Annotated in this window: 10 protein-coding genes; 7 read left to right on the top strand and 3 right to left on the bottom strand. The window is 75.4% G+C overall.

All coding sequences use genetic code 11. The annotated features are described in order from the left end of the window. Positions 1 to 2: 2 nt before the first annotated feature. Positions 3 to 998, bottom strand: coding sequence for an ATP-grasp domain-containing protein (locus tag B1H29_RS25215; RefSeq protein WP_234392951.1), 996 nt, complete (start codon positions 996 to 998; stop codon positions 3 to 5). Further along, positions 995 to 1,708, bottom strand: a complete 714-nt coding sequence (locus B1H29_RS25210; RefSeq protein WP_055416766.1) for a FadR/GntR family transcriptional regulator — start codon at positions 1,706 to 1,708, stop codon at positions 995 to 997. The genes B1H29_RS25215 and B1H29_RS25210 overlap by 4 nt, the downstream gene beginning before the upstream one ends. Positions 1,709 to 1,882: 174 nt before the next feature. Here B1H29_RS25210 and B1H29_RS25205 point away from each other — a divergent pair, with 174 nt between their 5' ends. The 3 genes from B1H29_RS25205 to B1H29_RS25195 are packed head-to-tail and all read left to right on the top strand — an operon-like array spanning position 1,883 to position 6,140. Further along, positions 1,883 to 3,265 (top strand): SLC13 family permease, encoded by a 1,383-nt coding sequence (locus B1H29_RS25205; RefSeq protein ID WP_055416767.1) that lies wholly within the window; start codon positions 1,883 to 1,885, stop codon positions 3,263 to 3,265. Positions 3,266 to 3,316: 51 nt separating this feature from the next. Then, a complete protein-coding gene (locus tag B1H29_RS25200; RefSeq protein WP_055416768.1) occupies positions 3,317 to 4,777 on the top strand; it encodes an acyl-CoA synthetase in 1,461 nt (486 codons plus the stop codon). Further along, positions 4,770 to 6,140, top strand: coding sequence for a carboxyl transferase domain-containing protein (locus B1H29_RS25195; RefSeq protein ID WP_055416769.1), 1,371 nt, complete (start codon positions 4,770 to 4,772; stop codon positions 6,138 to 6,140). The genes B1H29_RS25200 and B1H29_RS25195 overlap by 8 nt, the downstream gene beginning before the upstream one ends. 232 nt (positions 6,141 to 6,372) lie before the next feature. Here the strand turns inward: B1H29_RS25195 and B1H29_RS25190 are convergent, their stop codons facing one another. Next, positions 6,373 to 10,020 (bottom strand): S8 family serine peptidase, encoded by a 3,648-nt coding sequence (locus B1H29_RS25190; RefSeq protein ID WP_055416770.1) that lies wholly within the window; start codon positions 10,018 to 10,020, stop codon positions 6,373 to 6,375. Positions 10,021 to 10,242: 222 nt separating this feature from the next. On the opposite strand from B1H29_RS25190, the gene B1H29_RS25185 reads away from it, so the two are divergent. The 4 genes from B1H29_RS25185 (at position 10,243) to B1H29_RS25170 (ending at position 18,485) form a co-directional block, all read left to right on the top strand. Further along, entirely contained in the window at positions 10,243 to 10,602 is a 360-nt protein-coding gene (locus B1H29_RS25185) for a CU044_2847 family protein (protein WP_055416771.1), read from the top strand. Next, the gene (locus B1H29_RS25180) at positions 10,599 to 12,251 is read left to right on the top strand and encodes a trypsin-like peptidase domain-containing protein (RefSeq protein ID WP_055416772.1); all 1,653 of its coding nucleotides are present in this window, start codon (positions 10,599 to 10,601) and stop codon (positions 12,249 to 12,251) included. The genes B1H29_RS25185 and B1H29_RS25180 overlap by 4 nt, the downstream gene beginning before the upstream one ends. A 148-nt stretch (positions 12,252 to 12,399) precedes the next feature. Then, positions 12,400 to 13,425 carry an AAA family ATPase gene (locus tag B1H29_RS25175; RefSeq protein ID WP_055416773.1) on the top strand — a complete coding sequence of 342 codons (1,026 nt, stop codon included), beginning with the start codon at positions 12,400 to 12,402 and terminating at the stop codon, positions 13,423 to 13,425. Continuing rightward, entirely contained in the window at positions 13,425 to 18,485 is a 5,061-nt protein-coding gene (locus B1H29_RS25170) for an SAV_2336 N-terminal domain-related protein (RefSeq protein WP_107095220.1), read from the top strand. The genes B1H29_RS25175 and B1H29_RS25170 overlap by 1 nt, the downstream gene beginning before the upstream one ends. The last annotated feature ends 54 nt before the right edge of the window (positions 18,486 to 18,539 follow it).

Genomic DNA, 18,539 nt, shown 5'->3' with positions numbered 1-18,539 from the left:
GATCAGGCCGGCGTCACGGGGCTCGGGTGGGCTGAAGGACGCAGTCCCTCTCGGCCACCCTGATCCGGACGACAGGCCCTGGCCGCGTCGAGCACCGCCCCCACCACCCGCGGCAGCGACCGCTCGTGCAGCCACAGGAACAGGTTCGGCTCGACCAGCTCCAGCTCCATCACCCGCGGCCGCCCGTCCTCCCCGTCCACCAGGTCGACGCGGGCGTACAGCAGCTCGGGGGCGTCCGGTACGGCGGCCAGGGCACTTTCGGCGACGGCGAGTTCGGCCGCGGTCGGGGTCCAGCGCTCCAGGCCGGGGTGCGCCACCTTCCGCTCGTCGTACGGCGTCCCAGGCGTGAGGACGGCGCCCTTGCGACTGGCGTGCAGCGGGCGTCCGCCGAAGAACTGCAGCGCCCGTTCACCGGCGGTGTCGATGCTGCGCACGTACGGCTGCACCATCGCCGTGAACCCCTCGGCGTGCATCCGCTCCACCTGCCGTACGGCGGTGGCGTGCTCGTCGGGGGTGTAGCGGGCGGCGAAGCGTGCCCCGGCGCCCCAGGTGGGCTTGACGACGTACTCGTGGTCGCCGGGCAGGTCCGGCTGCTCACCGGGGGCCGCGTAGCGGGTGGGGACGGTGGGCACGCCGGCCGCCGCCAGGTCGCCGAGGTAGCGCTTGTCGGTGTTCCAGCGCACGACACCGGCCGGGTTGGCGAGCCTCGTGACCTGGCCGCACTTCTCGGCCCACGCCGTGAACTCGTCCGCCCGCCAACTGTAGTCCCAGGTGGAACGGATCACGGCGAGGTCGAAGGCCTTCCAGTCGACGCCGTCGTCGTCCCACACCTCGGCGGACGCCCGTGCCCCCGCCTCCTCCAGCGCCCGCTCGAGCACCGGCAGGTCGCGGTCCGCGCTGACGTGGGGCCCGGGGCGGCAGGTGACGAGGGCTATCCGGGGCTCGTCGGGCATCGCGGACGTGGCGGACGTGGCGGACGTGGTGGACGTTGCGGTCATGGCTGTCGCTCCTCTTCCGGGTCCCAGTCCAGCAGCCGCACCTTGGCGACGGTACGGACGTGGCGGCGCATCGCGGTGGCGGCCTGCCGGGGCTGCCGGGCGTCGACGGCGTCCAGGATCGCCTGGTGCTGGGCCAGGGAGCGGCCGGGCCGGCCGGGCTGGCGCAGGGACTCGGTGCGGCTCTCGGCGATCTGGTGGGCGATGGAGCGCATGAACTCCGCGAGCAGGCTGCTGTGCGCCGCCGCCGTCACCGCCGCGTGGAACAGCCGGTCGCCCTCGGCCCCGTGCCCGCCCCGCTCGATCTCCCCGGCCATCACGGCCAGCGCGGACCGCATGGCGGCCAGGTCGTCGTCCGTGCGGCGCTCGGCGGCCAGTTCGGCGAGCTTCGTCTCCAGTGCCTCGCGGGCCTCCAGGACGTCCGGGAGCCGTCGTCTGCGTTCGACCATCTCCTCGACCGGCTCGACGTCGAGGCTGTCCCGCACCAGGTACGTCCCGCCGCCGTGCCGCGCCTCCACCAGGCCCTGGACCTCCAGGACCACGATCGCCTGCTTCACCGAGGCCCGGCTGACACCGAGCCGCTGGGCGAGGTCCCGTTCGGGCGGAAGCCGGTCGCCGGCGCGCAGGCCACCGTCGGTGACGTACTGGCGCAGCCGCTCCAGCACCTGTTCGTACAGGCGCTGCTTGGTCATGGGGCGCAGGGCGTCGGTCACGAGATCCCCCTCTCGCCGGGAGCGTAGCACCGGCCCTCGGTGGCCCAGTGGCTGAGCCAATTCATGCGCGACCTCTTGACGCCGGCCCGGGGCGGGCCCACGCTGACCGACCAGCCCCACCGTTCAAGTGGCTCAGCCACTCTGCCAATCAGGTCAGCACTCGGGAGCCCCCGCATGTCCCCCGAACTCATCTCCATCCTCGTCCTCGTCGTGGTGTTCGTCATCGCCACCACCCGTTCCGTCAACATGGGCGCGCTCGCCTTCGCCGCCGCCTTCGGGGTGGGCACGGTCGTCGCTGACCTCGACGCGGACGGCATCTTCGCCGGCTTCCCCGGCGACCTGTTCGTCGTCCTCGTCGGTGTCACCTACCTGTTCGCGATCGCCCGGGCCAACGGCACCACCGACTGGCTGGTGCACGCGGCCGTCCGGCTGGTGCGGGGGCGGGTCGCGCTGATCCCGTGGGTGATGTTCGCGCTCACCGGCGCGCTCACGGCGATCGGCGCGGTCAGCCCGGCCGCCGTCGCGATCGTCGCGCCGATCGCGCTGAGCTTCGCCACCCGGTACGCGATCAGCCCGCTGCTGATGGGCACGATGGTGGTGCACGGCGCGCAGGCCGGCGGTTTCTCGCCGATCAGTATCTACGGCTCGATCGTCAACGGCATCGTCGAGCGCGAGGGACTGCCGGGCAGCGAGATCACCCTCTTCCTGGCCTCGCTGATCGCCAACCTCGTCATCGCGAGCGTGCTGTTCGTGCTGTTCGGCGGGCGGAAGCTGTGGGCGCGGGGATCGGTGGCGACGGAGGACGCCGGCGCGGCGGGCAAGGGCACGCAGCCCACCGGCACCGGCCCCGACACCGGCACAGCGGGGCCCGGCGCCGGGTCCGGGTCCGGAGGCGCCGCCCCCACCGCGGTCGCCGTCCGCCCCGACCAGGCCACCGACGGCACCGGCGGCGGCCTGCGCCTGACCCCCGCGCGGATCGCCACCCTCACCGCCCTGGTCGCTCTCGTCGTCGCCGTCCTCGGCTTCGACCTGGACGCGGGCCTGACCGCGGTCACCCTCGCCGTCGTGCTGAGCACCGCCTGGCCGAACGACAGCCGCCGCGCGGTCGGCGAGATCGCCTGGTCCACGGTCCTGCTGATCTGCGGTGTCCTCACCTACGTCGGCGTGCTGGAGGAGATGGGCACCATCACCTGGGCCGGCGAGGGCGTCGGCGGCATCGGCGTCCCGCTGCTGGCCGCGGTGCTGCTCTGCTACATCGGCGCGATCGTGTCGGCCTTCGCCTCCTCCGTGGGCATCATGGGTGCGCTGATCCCGCTGGCGGTGCCGTTCCTCGCGCAGGGCGAGATCGGGGCGGTCGGCATGGTCGCGGCGCTCGCGGTCTCGGCGACGGTCGTGGACGTCAGCCCGTTCTCCACGAACGGCGCGCTGGTGCTGGCCGCGGCGCCGGACGTCGACCGCGAGCGCTTCTTCCGGCAGTTGATGATCTACGGCGGCATCGTGGTGGCCGTCGTGCCCGCGCTGGCGTGGCTGGTACTGGTCGTGCCCGGCTTCGGGTAGGTCCACCTCGGACAACCGGTAATCGTGAGCAACAGCTAAGGAGTACGACGCGTGTCCTCTCTCTTCCCCGCCCTCTCCCCGGCCGCGACCGGCGCCGGGGCCGACCGGCCCGCCCTGCGGTTCGGCGAGCGCTCCCTGACGTACGCCGAACTGGCCGCCGCGGCGGGCGGCACGGCCGGACGGATCCGGGGGGCCGGGCGGGTCGCCGTCTGGGCGACACCGGAGATGGAGACCGCCGTCGCCGTGGTGGCGGCGCTGCTGGCCGGCGTCCCCGCCGTACCGCTCAACCCGAAGTCCGGCGACAAGGAACTCGCGCACATCCTCTCCGACAGCGAGCCGTCACTCGTGCTGGCACCTCCGGGGTGCGGACTCCCGCCGGCCCTGGGCGCGCTCGGTCGCGTGGACGTCGACGTGCACGCCACCGGCCCCGTCCCCGAGGACCACCGCGCCGACGACGGCGACCCCGCCCTCGTCGTCTACACCTCCGGCACCACCGGCCCGCCCAAGGGCGCCGTCATCCCCCGCCGCGCGCTGGCGACGACCCTGGACGCGCTCGCCGACGCCTGGCGGTGGACCGGCGAGGACGTGCTGGTGCAGGGGCTGCCGCTGTTCCACGTGCACGGCCTCGTGCTGGGCATCCTGGGCCCGCTGCGGCGCGGCGGGTCCGTGCGGCACCTGGGCAGGTTCTCCACCGAGGGCGCGGCCCGGGAGCTGAACGACGGCGCGACCATGCTGTTCGGGGTGCCGACGATGTACCACCGGATCGCCGAGTCCCTGCCCGGCGACCCGGAGCTGGCGAAGGCGCTGGCCGGGGCCCGGCTGCTGGTGTCCGGGTCGGCCGCGCTGCCCGTGCACGACCACGAGCGCATCGCCGCCGCGACCGGACGGCGGGTGATCGAGCGGTACGGCATGACCGAGACCCTCATGAACACCAGCGTGCGGGCGGACGGCGAGCCGCGCGCCGGGACCGTGGGCGTGCCGCTGCCGGGCGTGGAACTGCGGCTGGTGGAGGAGGACGGCACGCCGATCGCGGCCCTGGACGGGGAGAGCGTCGGCGAGATCCAGGTGCGCGGCGCGAACCTGTTCACCGAGTACCTGAACCGCCCCGACGCCACCGCCGCCGCCTTCACGGCCGACGGCTTCTTCCGCACCGGCGACATGGCGGTGCGCGACCCCGACGGCTACGTCCGCATCGTCGGCCGCAAGGCCACCGACCTGATCAAGAGCGGCGGGTACAAGATCGGGGCCGGCGAGATCGAGAACGCGCTCCTGGAACACCCGGGGGTGCGGGAGGCCGCCGTCACCGGGGAGCCCGACCCGGACCTCGGGGAGCGGATCGTGGCGTGGATCGTGCCGGCCGACCCCGCCGCCCCGCCCGCCCTCGACACGCTGGCCGACCACGTCGCCGGCCGGCTCGCCCCGCACAAGCGGCCCCGCGTCGTCCACCACGTCGACGCGCTCCCGCGCAACGACATGGGGAAGATCATGAAGCGGGCGCTGACCCGTGGCTGACCGTCTGTCCGCGCGCGCGTTCCTCGCCCTGCTCACCGACGACTTCACCGAACTCCCCCGCCCGGAGGGGGAGTCGCCGCCCGACGACCCCCTCGGCTGGCACGGTTACGACGCCTCCCGGGCCCGCGCCGCCGAGCGCACCGGCGAGGAGGAGTCCGTGGTCTGCGGCACCGGGCACGTCGAGGGCGTCCGGGCGGTGCTGCTGGCCTTCGAGTTCGGCTTCCTCGGCGGCTCGCTGGGTCGGCGCACCGGCGACCGGCTGGAGGCCGCGTACACGTACGCCCGCGAGCACCGGCTGCCGGTGGTGCCGTTGGTCGCCACCGGCGGCAGCCGGATGCAGGAGGGAATGCTCGCGCTGACCCAGCTCCAGCGGGTGGCCCGGCAGTCGGCGCTCACCCGTCGGGCCGGACTGCCGCAGATCGCCGTGGTGCGCGACCCGGCCACCGGGGGCGGCTGGGCGACGCTGGGGGCGGGCGCCGACGTGGTCCTCGCGCTGCCCGGCGCCCAGGTGGGTTTCGCCGGCTCCCGGGTCCGGCCGCCGGGCGCCGATCCGGCGGCGTACACGGCCGAGGCGCAGGTGGCGGCGGGCAGCGTGGACGCCGTCGTACCGGCCGGGGAGCTGCGCGGGACGCTGGGGCGGTGGCTGCGGCTGCTGACGGCGCCGTCGGGCGACCCGGCGCCGGTGCCCGGGCCGCTGGGCGCCACCGGTCTGCCGGACACCGGCTGGGACGCGGTCCGGCGGGCCCGCGCCCTCGAACGCCCGCGCGCCCGGGCCTACCTGGACGCCTACTTCACCCACCGCGCCGCCCTCTCGGGCGACCGCTGCGGGGGCACCGACCCGGACGGCATGCTCTGCGGCTTCGGTGAGCACGCGGGGCGGACGGTCGCCTACGCCGCCCAGACCGGGACGGCGACGAGGCCCGCCGGGTACCGCACCGCCGCCCGGCTGATCCGCCTCGCGGACCGGCTCGGCATCCCGGTGCTGACCCTGGTGGACACCCCGGGTGCGGCGGGCGACGCGGAGGCGGAGCGGCAGGGCGTGGGGCCGGCGATCGCCGACCTGTTCGTCGCGATGGCCTCGGCGGACACGCCGGTCACCACGCTGGTGATCGGCGAGGGCGGCTCGGGCGGTGCGCTGGCGCTGGCCGCGCCCGGCAGCACCTGGGCCACGCCGGACAGCTACTTCTCCGTGATCGCGCCGGAGCTCGCGGCGGCGATCCTCAAGCGCCCGCCCAAGGAGGTGGCGGCGACGGCCGGTCAACTGCGGCTGCGGCCGCAGGACTTGGCGGAGCTCGGCCTGATCCGAACAGGCGATCAGTTGTTCCCTGGAACAGATGATCGTCGCTCTGAAGAGCGTAGGTGACCGCAGAGACCCACGATATTCACGGCGTACGAGCAACGGACCGCAGACCGCAGTCGTCGCACACGTCCCAAGCAGGTCCCACACATGCACAGCGCAAGGAGCCGCACGGTCATGAACCTGCTCACCGACCTCCTCGCCGGCCTCGTCCACTTCGCCGGCCGGCTGGTCTGACGGTCCGGGGAAGCTCGACGGCGTCGCCTCCCCGTCCCAGAAAGGCGGCGCCGTCCGCGTGTCACCGCACGGCCACGGCCCGCACGATCTCCTGCGTGACCGAGCCGCCCCGGTCGTCGTGTGCCGACGCCCGCAGCGAGACGTGCCCGGCGTCGCGTGGCACGCTCACCGTCCCCTGCCAGGAGGCCTCCCCGTCACCGCCGCGCAGGTGCACCCGCTGCCAGGTCTCGCCGTCGTCGTACGACACCTCCAGTTGCCCGCCGCCGATCGTCCCGGTGTCCGGGGCGCCCGCCACGTACTGGGCGCCGATCCCGACCCGCAGCCTCTTCCCGCCGCGCACTTCGCCCGCGAGGTCGGTGCCGACGTCGAAGGAGAGGTTGATCAGGGGCAGGTACGTCCAGCGGTCGTCGGGTGTGGCGGCCGAGCGGAAGGTCCACTCCGCGTGCCCCTCGGTCCCGAGCCGCCAGCGCTCCGCGTCGAGCGCGGTGTCGGTGACGAGCCGGTACGTGTGCTCGTCGGCCGGCGCGTCGTCCACGTACGCGGCGGAACTCGGCCCCTGGTCGACCAGTTCGCCGTCCAGGTACACCGACGTGGTCTGCGACATCCCGCTGCTCTCGCTCCACACGTCGCCGAAGCCGGTGTGGTCGGGGCCGGAGTCGCCCCAGCCGGGGGCGTTGAACTGGAGCCGGTCGCCCGCACGCTGCTGTCCCCAGCCCAGCCCGGTGCCGAGGTAGGGGTGCCACACGGGCTTGAACCAGTTCAGCTCCGCACGCGAGCCGCCCTCGTACCGGACCGTGCCGGACCGCTGCTCCAGCGCGCCGTCGGCGGCCGTCACGGACTCGTGCCAGAGCTGGCCGGGCCCGGTCGACACGTACTCGGTGCGCTCGACCGGGTACTCGATCCGCTCCCGGAAGCCGAGGCCGATGGGGAAGGTGTCGGTGATCGAGTAGCGGAACTCGCCGCCGCTCGCCGGTTCGGCCGCGTGGTACCCGGTCCGCAGTTCGGCGAGATCGCGCCGCCCGGGCTCGTAGGTGAGGTCCCGGTCGGGCACGCCACCGCGGTGCCCTTCCGAGAGGTCGTACGTGTAGGGCGTGTCGCGCGTCCCGGTCATGTGGACCCGCCCGGCGTCCCGCAGCCGCTCCGCGTCGGCGGCACTCACCGTGGCGATCTGCAGCGGCCGGTCGGCGTTGTCGTCCGTGCCCCACCAGGACATCAGCCGTCCGGGCGCGTCGTCGGTCACGAACAGCGCCTTGACGCCCGCGTCCTGGGCGGCCTGGGCGAGGTCCGCCGGTTCGGTGCCCTCGGTGAGCCGGGCGAGGGCCGCCTTGCCCCGGACGCCCTCCGGGAAGGGCCCGTCCCCCACGTCGGCCAGCGGCAGCCGGCTGCGCCCCTCGATCAGCGTGCCGCCCGACTGGACGGTGGCCTCACCGATGCCCTCGACCTCCAGCAGCGGCTTGCCCAGCCGCCACACGGTCCGGTACTCGAAGTCGCCCTCGGTGACCTTGTCGGTGGGGGCGGCGAAGACGCTGTCGTACGTCAGGGGCACCTGGACGGCGCCGAACAGGTCGGAGCCGTTCGCGTCGCGGTCGTACTCCATGAGCAGTTGCCGCGTCTCGGTGCGCTTCTCGACGTCGGCGCTGATCTCGCGCAGCTCCGTGCCGTCCAGGGTGATCTCGCGGTCCCGGTCGACGACGACCTCGGGCGCCGCGAGGAAACCGAGCCCCAGGGAGTCGGCGCCGTGGCTGCCGCGCACGTCGAGGAAGGAGGTCAGGCTGTACGTCCCCGGCGCGAGGCGCAGTCGCAGGGTGCCGGAGTCGCCGACGTGCGCGGGGACCGGGTCGACGCCCTCGGCGAGGTGCTGGACGACCAGGTCGGCCGGGGCGGCGGCACCGGCCCGGTCCTTGACGTGCACGGTGAGCGTGTACCGCTCCTCCTCCTTGACCATCCCGAACGCCGTGTGCGCCAGGGGCGTGCCGTCCGCGCCGGACGCCACGATCCGGCCGCTCGTCGTCCCGACCGGGGCCCTGGACCCGTCGCCGGTGACGGTGGTGGCGGCGGTGCCGTGGGCGGGCACGGTGAGGGCGGTGTCGGCGAGGGTGGCGACGCCCTCGGGGGCGCCCCGCACGGCGAGCTTCAACTCGACCGCCGTGTCGGAGGCGTTGGTGTAGGTGAGGGTGCGGGTGACCGGCTCGTCGGCCTCGTACGGCCAGGAGAAGAAGCCGAGGTCGGCACTGCCGGTGGCGGTGACGTCGGCGCCGATGGCGTCCGGCACGCTCACCCGCCCCGTGCCCAATCGGTAGGCGGAGGCGTCGAGCTCCTTCGACGTCGACATCAGCGCGTCCTTGAGCTGCGCGCCGGTCCAGTCGGGGTGCTCCTCGGCGAGCAGCGCGGCCACCCCGGCGACGTGCGGCGTCGCCATCGACGTACCGCTCATGGCGGTGTAGTCGCCGCTGCCCTCGCTGAGCCGGGAGCGGGCGGCGAGGATGCCGACGCCGGGGGCGGACAGGTCGGGCTTGAGCGCGTTGTCGCCGTGGCGGGGCCCCGCGCTGGTGAAGTACGCCGCCTCGTCGGCCGGGTCGACGGCTCCGATCGTCAGGGCGGCGTCGGCGGCGCCGGGCGAGCCGATGGAGGACGGGGCGCCGGTGTTCCCGGCCGCGACGACGAACAGCGCGCCGGTCTCGCGGGACAGGGTGTCGACGGCCCGCGCCATCGGGTCGGTGCCGTCGCTGGGCTCGGTCGAGCCGAGGCTCATGGACACGATGTCGGCGTCCACGTCCCGGGCGGCCCACTCCATGCCGGCGATGATCTCGGACTCGCTGCCCGAGCCCGAGTCGTCGAGGACCTTGCCGACCGCGAGGGTGGCGCCCGGCGCGACGCCCTTCTCCTCGCCGTCGGAGGCCGCGCCGCTGCCGCCGACGGTGGAGGCGACGTGGGTGCCGTGGCCGTTCCGGTCGGCCACCTCCTCCCCGGCGATGAAGCTGCGGCTGCGTCCGACCCGTCCGGCGAGGTCGGGGTGTCCGGCGTCCACGCCGCTGTCCAGCACGGCGACGGTGACGCCCTTGCCGGTGAGCCCGGCCTCCCACGCCTCGGGGGTGCCGATCTGCGCGTTGGACTCGGCCATGGCGGCGGTGACCCGCCCGTCGAGCCAGACGCCGTCGACGGCGGTGTCCCGACGGGTGAATTCCCGCCAGAATGTACGGCCCTTGTCCGCCTCGACGGCGGCCCCGCGCACGCTGGGCAGCGTCCGCGTCCGCTCGGCTCCCCTCGGGGTGGCGGTCCGTGCGCCCTTGCCGTAGGTCACGATCAGCGGCAGATCGCCGGTCTCGGAGTCGGCGAGCCCCTGCTCGATCAGCTCACCGACGTCGAAGAGCCGTGCGTCGAGGCTGCCGTCGCGCAGGTACGGCAGCGCCTCGTCCGGTACGACGGTGATCCGGCCGCCCGAACTGCGGGTGTGCACGGCGCCGGTGGCGCCCTCGGGCCGCTCGACCGTGACGGTGCGCCGGCCGCCGCCGAGGTCGCCTACGGTCACCCGGTCGCCGGTGACGAGGGTGACGGTGCGGGCGGCCGCCGCGGCCCGGCCCGCGGCGGCCGGGGTGCGGGCGGGGTCCGGGGGCGGCTCCTGCGCCGCCGCCGTCCCGGCCGGCAGCAGCGCGATCACGAGCCCCGCCGACAGGAGGGTCGCTCCGCGTCTGACTGGTCCTCTGCTCATCCACGCCTCTCTTCATATCGTCGTAGAGTGCTGCGACGAGTGCTGGGAGCAGTCTCAGGGGGTCTGCGGGGAACGGGAGTTGACCGGGGGTGGCGGATTGGCGCCCTGGCGGGTTTCCGCCACAGCCGAGGGGCGCCGGAGGCGGTGGGCGGGACAGGGCCGAGTACCGTCCGTCACAATGACCTTCCGCACAGGTACGGCATACGGGGAGCGAGCGGCGTCATGGACGGGTTGGTCGAGTTCAAGACCGAGGACGGCGCGCGGGTGGTCGTCGAGGGTGTCGAGGACGAGGACGGCGCGCGGCTGGTCTCGCGCGGCGACGGACCGGCCCAGGCGGCGCGCACCTTCGAGGGGTCCCTGGAGGGCGTGCGGGCGGCGGCCGAGTCCGCGCTGCGGGTCTTCCGCGACGGCTCGCTCAGACCCGACTCGGTGGAGCTGGAGTTCGGGGTCAAGCTGAGCGCGGAGGCCGGCGCGGTCATCGCGAAGGGCTCGGCGGAGGGCCACCTGGTCGTGAAGCTGAGCTGGTCGCCGGAGCCGTCCCCGACGCGCCCCGACGGCCCGGAAGCCGCCGGCCGCTCATGAGCGGTACGGCGTGGCACGCCCGCATCGAGTGCGGCAAGGAGGTCGGTGCCGGATTCCTCGTCTCCGCGCGCCGGTTGCTCACCTGCGCCCACGTCGTCCGGTGGAGCGGGAGCGCGGCGGTCACGGTAACCTTCCCGGGCCGCCGGGAACTGGGCGAGCTGTCCGCCACGGTCGCCGTGCACGGCGGCTGGCGGGGCGGCCCCGCCGACCTCGGCGACCTGGCCGTCCTGGAACTGGACCAGGAGGTGCCGCTCACGCCGGCCGTCTTCGCCCGGCCCGGCTCCGAGCGGGCCGCCCCCGCCCCCGAGCTGGTCGCCTACGGCTTCCCCAAGGGGTACGACGAGGGCATGCTCGCCTCCTACCGTGCCCTGCCCGGCCCGCTCATCTCGGACGAGTGGGTCCAGCTCGAGGCGCTCACGGCGCACGGGCAGCCGCTGGCGGCCGGGTTCAGCGGGGCGGCGCTGACGCTGGCCGACGGCACGGTCGTCGGCATGGTCACCGCGGTCGCGGGCGGCAAGGACGTACGCGTCGGCAGGATGCTGCCCGTCGAGGTCATGGCGCGCTACTGGCCCGAGATCGGCGAACTGGTGCCCACGCCGGGCCACCGGGCGGACGCGCGCAGGCGGTTGTACGCGCTGGTGCGCCGCGCCGAGAGCACCGGCCTGACGTGCGACCCGAACCGGCTGTACGCCTCCGCCATGGACCCCTTCGACCCGCCGCCCCCGGCAGGGGGGTTCGCCTCCCTGCGGGAGGCCGCCGCGTACGTGCAGTGGGAGGTGCCGGAGCCGGGCGCCGTGGCCCGGTTCGCCGACCGGCTGGCGGAACTCCTGCACGCCCCGCCGCCACGCCCCGCGACGTGGTCGCCCATCGTCGTGGAGATCGATCACAGCGGTGCCGGCGCCGACCAGGTCACCGTCGAGGTGTCCGCCTACCGGGACGGGCAGCGCCGCCCGGTGGGCACGCGCCGGCTGGCCAGGAGCGCGGTGCGGTCGTTCGTGCAGGAGCGCATCGACGAGGCGTTCACCCAGCTCGATCCCGGCGCCGACGAGCTGCTCACGTTCGTGCTGCCGCGCGAGTGGCTGAACGAACCGGTGGCGCACTGGGCGTGCAGCGAGGACGATCCCACACCGCTCGGCTGCGCCTACCCGCTCGTGGTGACCGACCGTCACCGCCACCGCAGCGGGCGGCTCCGCCACCAGTTGCGCAAGAAGTGGGGCAAGCTCCAGGTCAGCACGGGCGGGACGCTGCACCGCGTCGACTGCGGCACCCGGGAGCGGCCGGCCGGCCTGCGCAAGCGGCTGCGGGACGACGCGGAGCTGGCCGGTTTCGCCGCCTCGCCCGCGGCGGCGGGGGAGCACTTCGAGGTCGGGCTCCACGTCCCCGTGCCGGTGCTGCTGTGGCCGCGCGAGGGGTGCCCCGGCGACGGGCACGACGGCCCCTGCTCCGGTACGGCGTTCCTGGACGAACTCGCCGTGTCCGTCGCCGGGGTGCCGCCGTCCGAACTCCCCCGCCTGGTCATGGAACTGCGCGAGACGGCGGACGCGGCCGACGACCCCGACGAGCACTGGGCGAGGGACGTCCAGTTGCTGTGGGACGACCCCCGCTGCTTCGCCGAGCCCGCCGCCCTGCTGCACTCCCCCGTCGGGTGACCGTCCCACCGGCCGAACCACCCGCCACCGACCCGCCCGCCACCGACCCGCCGATCGAAGCGAACCACCGCCGAACCGCCCACCCGTCGCACCGAACCACCCGCCGCACCGAACCACCCGCCGCACCGATCGCTCGGAGAGAAGAACCATGCCTCTGTGGCCCGTCTACACCGGCGCGCCGGCCCCCCACGACGGCATCGCCAAGCTGCCCCCGCCCCCGCCCTGGCGGGCCTTCGACGGCCACCCCGTGCTCGACCCGCCGGACGAGGACGACGAGGCCCTGGCCGCCTCCCCCGACCGCGCCCACCGCGCCGCCACCTACCAGGCCTCCGAGCACACGGTGCAGTTGGTCAACGCCGCCCTGTACCTGCGGCGTCCGCTGCTGGTCACCGGCCCGCCCGGCACCGGGAAGTCGTCCCTCGCCTACGCGGTCGCCCGCGAACTGCGGCTCGGCCCGGTCCTGAGGTGGAACATCACCAGCCGCAGCACCCTCCACGACGGCCTCTACACCTACGACCCGCTCTCCCGCCTGTACGCGGCGCGCCACGCCACGGAACGTCCCGACGACCCGGCCGCCGGCACGGGCATCGAGAACCATCTGCGCCTCGGCCCGCTCGGCACCGCCCTCCTCCCCTACGCCCGTCCGCGCGCCCTGCTCATCGACGAGATCGACAAGAGCGACCTCGACCTGCCGAACGACCTGCTGCACGTCCTGGAGGAGGGCCAGTACGAGATCCCGGAGCTCGTGCGGGCCTCCCGGGACACCTCCGACGGGCGTGCCGAGGTGCTGATCGACGGCACCGACCAGCGGGTACCGGTCGAACGCGGCCGGGTCCGCTGCAAGGCCTTCCCCTTCGTCGTCCTCACCAGCAACGGCGAGCGCGAGTTCCCGCCCGCCTTCCTGCGCCGCTGTGTCTCGCTGCGGCTGCGGCAGCCGGACGACGACCACCTCACCGAGATCGTCCGCGCCCACCTGGGCGAGCCCGACGGGTACGCGCAGAAGCTGATCGACCGGTTCCTGTCCCGGGTGGGCAGCGGCGAACTGGCCACCGACCAGCTCCTCAACGCCATCTACCTGGCCCGTTCCTCCGGTCTGGGCGCCGACTCCCTCGACGAGCTGGCGGAGCGGCTGATGCCGTACCTGGGCCGGTCCCCGCAGCCCGACGCGTTCTGATGGCCGCTGACCGCCCCGGCGCACCGGACCCCCTGCCCCACCTGGCCGACCTCCTCGGCCGGGCGGCCCCGGGCGTCCGGCCGACCCCGCTGGAGCTGGCCGAACTCCTGTGGCTGGCGGGGCGGATGGAACCGGCGGCGCCCGCGGACCCGGCGGGCCCGGCGGCCGAGGCGGCGCCCGCGGACCCGGCGCCCCCCGCACCCCGGGCGGCACCGGAACGGGACCGGCAGCACCGGCAGCACCGGCAGCACCGGCCGCCCCCACCCGGTCGGCCGCAGGAACCGCCGCCCGCCGCCGAGGCGCCCCGCACCCCCCTGCGCCTGCCGTCCCCGGCGCCCGCACCGGGCACGTCGGCGGCCGAACCGCACAGCGCACTGCTCGCGCCCGCGCCGCCGATGCTGCGGCACACGCTGGCACTGCAGCGCTCCCTGCGCCCACTGAAGCGCCGTACCGACGCGCCGGTGGGGCACGAGGTGGACGAGTCCGCGACCGCCGACCGCATCGCCCGGCTGGGCGCCGGCCCCGAGTGGTGGCTGCCGGTGCTGCGCCCCGTGCGGGAGCGCTGGCTGCGGCTGAACCTGGTGCACGACGCCGGCCCCACGATGCCCGTGTGGCAGCCGCTGGTGCGCGAACTGCACGCCGCGCTCGCCCAGTCGGGCGTCTTCCGCACCGTCACCCTGCACCGCGCGGACCCCGACGGCACCGTCCGCGGCGAGGGAGCCCACGCGCCCGCCGACGGCCGTACCGTCACCCTGCTGATCAGCGACTGCATGGGGCCGCAGTGGCGTGAGGGCCCGGCCGGCACCCGGTGGTTCGACACGCTGCGCCGCTGGGCGCGCCGGACGCCCCTGGCCGTACTCCAGCCACTGCCGGAGCAGTTGTGGCGGGACACCGCCCTGCCGCCGGTGCCCGGCCGGCTGTCGGCCCCGCACCGGGCCGCACCCAGCGCGTCGCTCGCCTTCACGCCGTACGACGGCACCGCGGCCCGGGCGTCCCGCAAGGCCGTGCACGTGCCCGTGCTGGAACCGGGACCCCAGTGGCTGGCGAACTGGGCCTCGCTGATCGCGAGTCCGGGCGGCACCGAGTACCCGGGGGCCGCCGCCGCGCTGCACCGCCCGTTGCCGGCCGACGCCGACGACCGCACCGACGTGACGCGGCTGTCCGCCGAGGAGCTGGTCCTGCGCTTTCGCGCGAGCGCGTCCCCCCAGGCCTTCCGGCTGGCCGGCCATCTCGCCCTCGGGCGCCCGGACCTGCCCGTGATGCGGCTGGTGCAGGCCGCCGTCGAACCGCACCCGCTCCCCCAGCACCTGGCCGAGGTCATCCTCAGCGGCCTGCTCACCACGGTCGCCGGGCCGCCCGGCTCGTACGCGTTCCGTCCCGGCGTACGCGAGCTCCTGCTGCGCGGTCTGCCCCGCACCGCGCGCAACCGCACCCGCGAGCTGCTGCTGCGGACCGGCGGCCTGATCGACGAGCGGGCGGGGCGGTCGCCCGGCGAGTTCCGCGCGCTGATCCCCTCCCGGGACGGCACCGAGCGGGCCGACGGGAAGGAGGCGTTCGCGGCGATCAGCCAGGACAGCGCCCGGCAGTTGGCCACGCGGCAGCGGCCACCGGCCCCCTCGCCCTTCCCGCCCGCGCTGGGTGCGCGCTACCGGCCGGTGCGGCGGCTCGCGCCGACCGGGAGGATGTGGCTGGCCGAGGACACCGGGACCAACCGGACGGTGACGGTCCGTCTGCACGACGCGAACACCGACCCCGCCGCGCGGGAGGCGTTCCTGCGGGACGCGCGCCGCCTGACGGAGATCGCCCACCCGAACGTGGTCGCCGTCCTCGACCGCGGCATCGAGGACGACATCCCGTACGTCGTCATGGAGCACCTCGACGGCATCGCCCTGAACGCCCTCACCCGGTCCAACGGCCGGCGGCTGCCGACGCCGCTGACGGTGTCGGTGGGTGCGCAGTTGGCGCGGGCGCTCACCGCCCTGCACGAGGCGGGCGTCACGCACGGCGGCCTGGAGGCGTCCCGGGTCGTCCTCCTGCCGGACGGCACCGTCCGGCTCAGCCTCTTCGAACCGGGCCGGACCTCGGGCCCGGCCGGCCGCTCCGAGGACACCCGGGCCCTGTGCGAGGTCCTGCTGCCGCTGACGTCGGGCACCTCGCGCCTGACGGTCCCGATCGACTCCCGCCGCCTCGACCGGCTGCTCGGCGCCCACCGCATCCACTACGCGCACGCCTTCGACCTGATGATGTCCGCCTCGCCGGCGGCGCAGGCCCAGGGCCTGCGGCTGCTCGCGGACCCGCGGTTGCCCGCCCGGGCGGCGGAGGCGTACGAGCCGCGCCGGTACCACGCACTGGGCCCGCTGCGGGTCGGGCTCCCGGACGGCTCCCCCGACCTGCCGCCGGACGTCCGCGCGCTGCTCGCCATGCTGCTGCTCAAGCACGGCCGCACGGTGACGCACGAGGAGCTGCGCTGGGGGCTGTGGGACCCGGGCGACGAGCCGCGCGACCCGAGGGCCGCGCTGACCCGGCTGGCGACGCGTCTCGCGGACGCCCTGGGCCCCGGCGTGCTGGCGGCGGCCGCCCACGGCTACGCCCTGCACACCAGCGCCGACCACGTGGACGTGGTGCACTGCGACGAGCTGGTACGCCGCGCCGACGCGGCACGGCTGGCGGGCGCGCTCGCCGAGGCCCGCGCCCACGTCACCGAGGCGCTGTCGCTGTGGCGCGGCACCGAGCCCCTCGGGGACGTCCCCGGGCCCGCCGCCCGCACCGCCCGCACCCGGCTCGCCCGGCTCCGCCTCGCCCTGCACACCAAGCGCGCCGAACTCGACCTGGCGCTCGGCGAGTACGACCGGGCGGCCGACGACCTGGCCGACCTGCTGGCGGCCCACCCGCACCGGGAGGACTTCCGCCGCCTGTACCTGATCGCCCTGCGCCGTCAGGGCCGGGGCGAGGAGGCCCTGGCGGTGTACGAGGAGTACGAGCTGTCCGGGGGGCGGAGCCCGGCACTGACCGCGCTGGGCCGGGAGCTGCGCGAGGAGCACGACGAGCCGGCCGACGACGCCCCGGGGCAGGCGTACGAGGAGCCGGCGGACGGCACCCCGTGGCAGGCGTACGCGGAGTGGCCGGACACGGACGGGCCGCACAGCGCCGTGTCCGCGCCGGACGAGCTCGCGGAGGGCCCGTTCCCCACGGAGGACGGCCTCTGGACGCCCCTGTCGGGGGAGGCGGAGGGCCCGACCGAGGAGGAGGCGGAGACCGCCGAGGCGATCGCCGCGAGCGCCGCGTGGGGGGACGGTCCCCACTACGACACGGACCTGGATCCCGAGGAGGCCCGGGAGCGGGCGGAGATCCTGGCGGAAGTCGCGGCGGACCTCGAGGAGGACGACACCGGCTTCGACACCGGCTACCGCGCCTGCGCCCACTACGCGTTCGCCGACGGCCCCCGGGGCGACGAGGCACACGCCACCCTGCGGCGCCTGGTCACGGACCTGCTGACGGACAGCGGGCTCGACGGTGCCGCGTACGAGGCCCTGGACGATCCGGAGGGCGTCCTCGTACTGCTGGAGCCGCGGACGGAAGCCTCCGGCCTGCTCCGGGCGACCCTGGAAGGGCTGCCCGGGCAACTGGCGCGGGTGGGCGGCCTACGGCTGCGGGCCGAGTTCTGGCAGGTGGAGTTCGCGCTGGACGGCGGCGAGGAGCAGGCCTTCCGCGCCGACGCCGAGTCGGTCCGCGCGGCACTGGACGCCTCCGGCGCACAGGCGATCGTCGCGCTCTGCGACTCCCTGTACTACGACGAGGTGCACGAGGAGGAGGGTCCGGACGGCCCCCTCTTCGCCCCGGACCTGCTCCGGCCGCTGGACGACGACACGGGCTGGTACCGCCCGGTCGACGGTGCCGGGGCCCCCAGGGCGGCGGCACCGGCCGGCGAAGCGGTGCGCGGGCCCTTCCCGATGCCGTCGGACGGGTGGGTGCCCCGCCCGTCCGACGCGTCCCAGGCCGTCGTTCTGCGGCTGCCCGACGGCGCGCTCGCCCTGCCGGACTCCGACCTGGTCCGGTCGGCGCCCGACAGGTCCCGTGCGACCTGGCAGTACTTCGAGGTCGACCTGACCGAGCACGACCTCGCCACGGAGTTCCCCGGGATCGAGGCGACGTGGCGGGTGCAGGATCCGGTGGAGGCCGTGGCCGGGCGGGGGACCGACCCGCGGGCGGTGCTGTTCGCCGAGCTGGGCGACGAACGTCCGGCTGCCTTCCGGGGCGGTCGCGGGATCCTTCCGGGGAGCGTGGACGTGTCCGGCTACCTCATCCAGTGGTCCTCCTCCGACGCCGGTGCCCCCACCCGGACCCGGACGCGCCGCCCGGCCTCCGCCACGGACCTGGTCGCCGGCGCCCGCTGCGTCCTCCTCGGCTTCGACGACGTGACGGCCCGGCTGTACCGGCCCGCCGCCGAGCGGGAGGTCCTCCTGGACATCGCCCGGCTCGTCGCCGAGGAGCGTGCGCCCGAGGACGCGCTCGCCGGGGTACCGCTGCCCCGGGTCGCCTCGGACGGGCACGCCGGCACCCTGGACTTCATCCGGGCGCTCGCCGGACACCGGATCGCCCACGACGTGCGTCTCCGCCTCGACCGGCACGAGGCCCGGGCGGCGCGCACCGCGCAGCCGACGCCCCTGGCCGACCGGCTGATCCGGGCACTGCACATCCGCAAGGTGCCCACCGCCGTGGTGACCGACCGGGCCCCCGCCCCGGTCGCCGGCTACCTGAGACGACGGGGCCTGCTGGACGCGCTCCCGGGCGGCGTCCACGGCCGCGACGCCGACCTCACCCGCCTCATGCCCGACCCGGACGTCCTGCACCGGGCCCTGGAACGGCTCGACGCCCCGCCGGGCGAGTGCGTGCTGATCGGTTCCTCTCCCGCCGAGCAGTCCGCCGCCCACGCGATCGGCCTGCCGTTCGTCGGCCACTGGCACGGTGAACGGGTCCGGCGTGCCCTGCGGGCGGCGGACGGCGACGTGCTCCTCGTACCGGACCTGCGTCCGCTGCTCACGGCGGCCGAGAACCGCTGACCGCACACCCCCCATTCAGCGGCCCCCCGCCCGGCCCCCTCCGGAAGGCGTCCG

Source organism: Streptomyces pactum (genome assembly GCF_002005225.1).
Classification (GTDB): Bacteria; Actinomycetota; Actinomycetes; order Streptomycetales; family Streptomycetaceae; genus Streptomyces; species Streptomyces pactum_A.
Note: the sequence above shows the minus strand (reverse complement) of the source record. Positions and strands in the feature narration are given on the sequence as shown.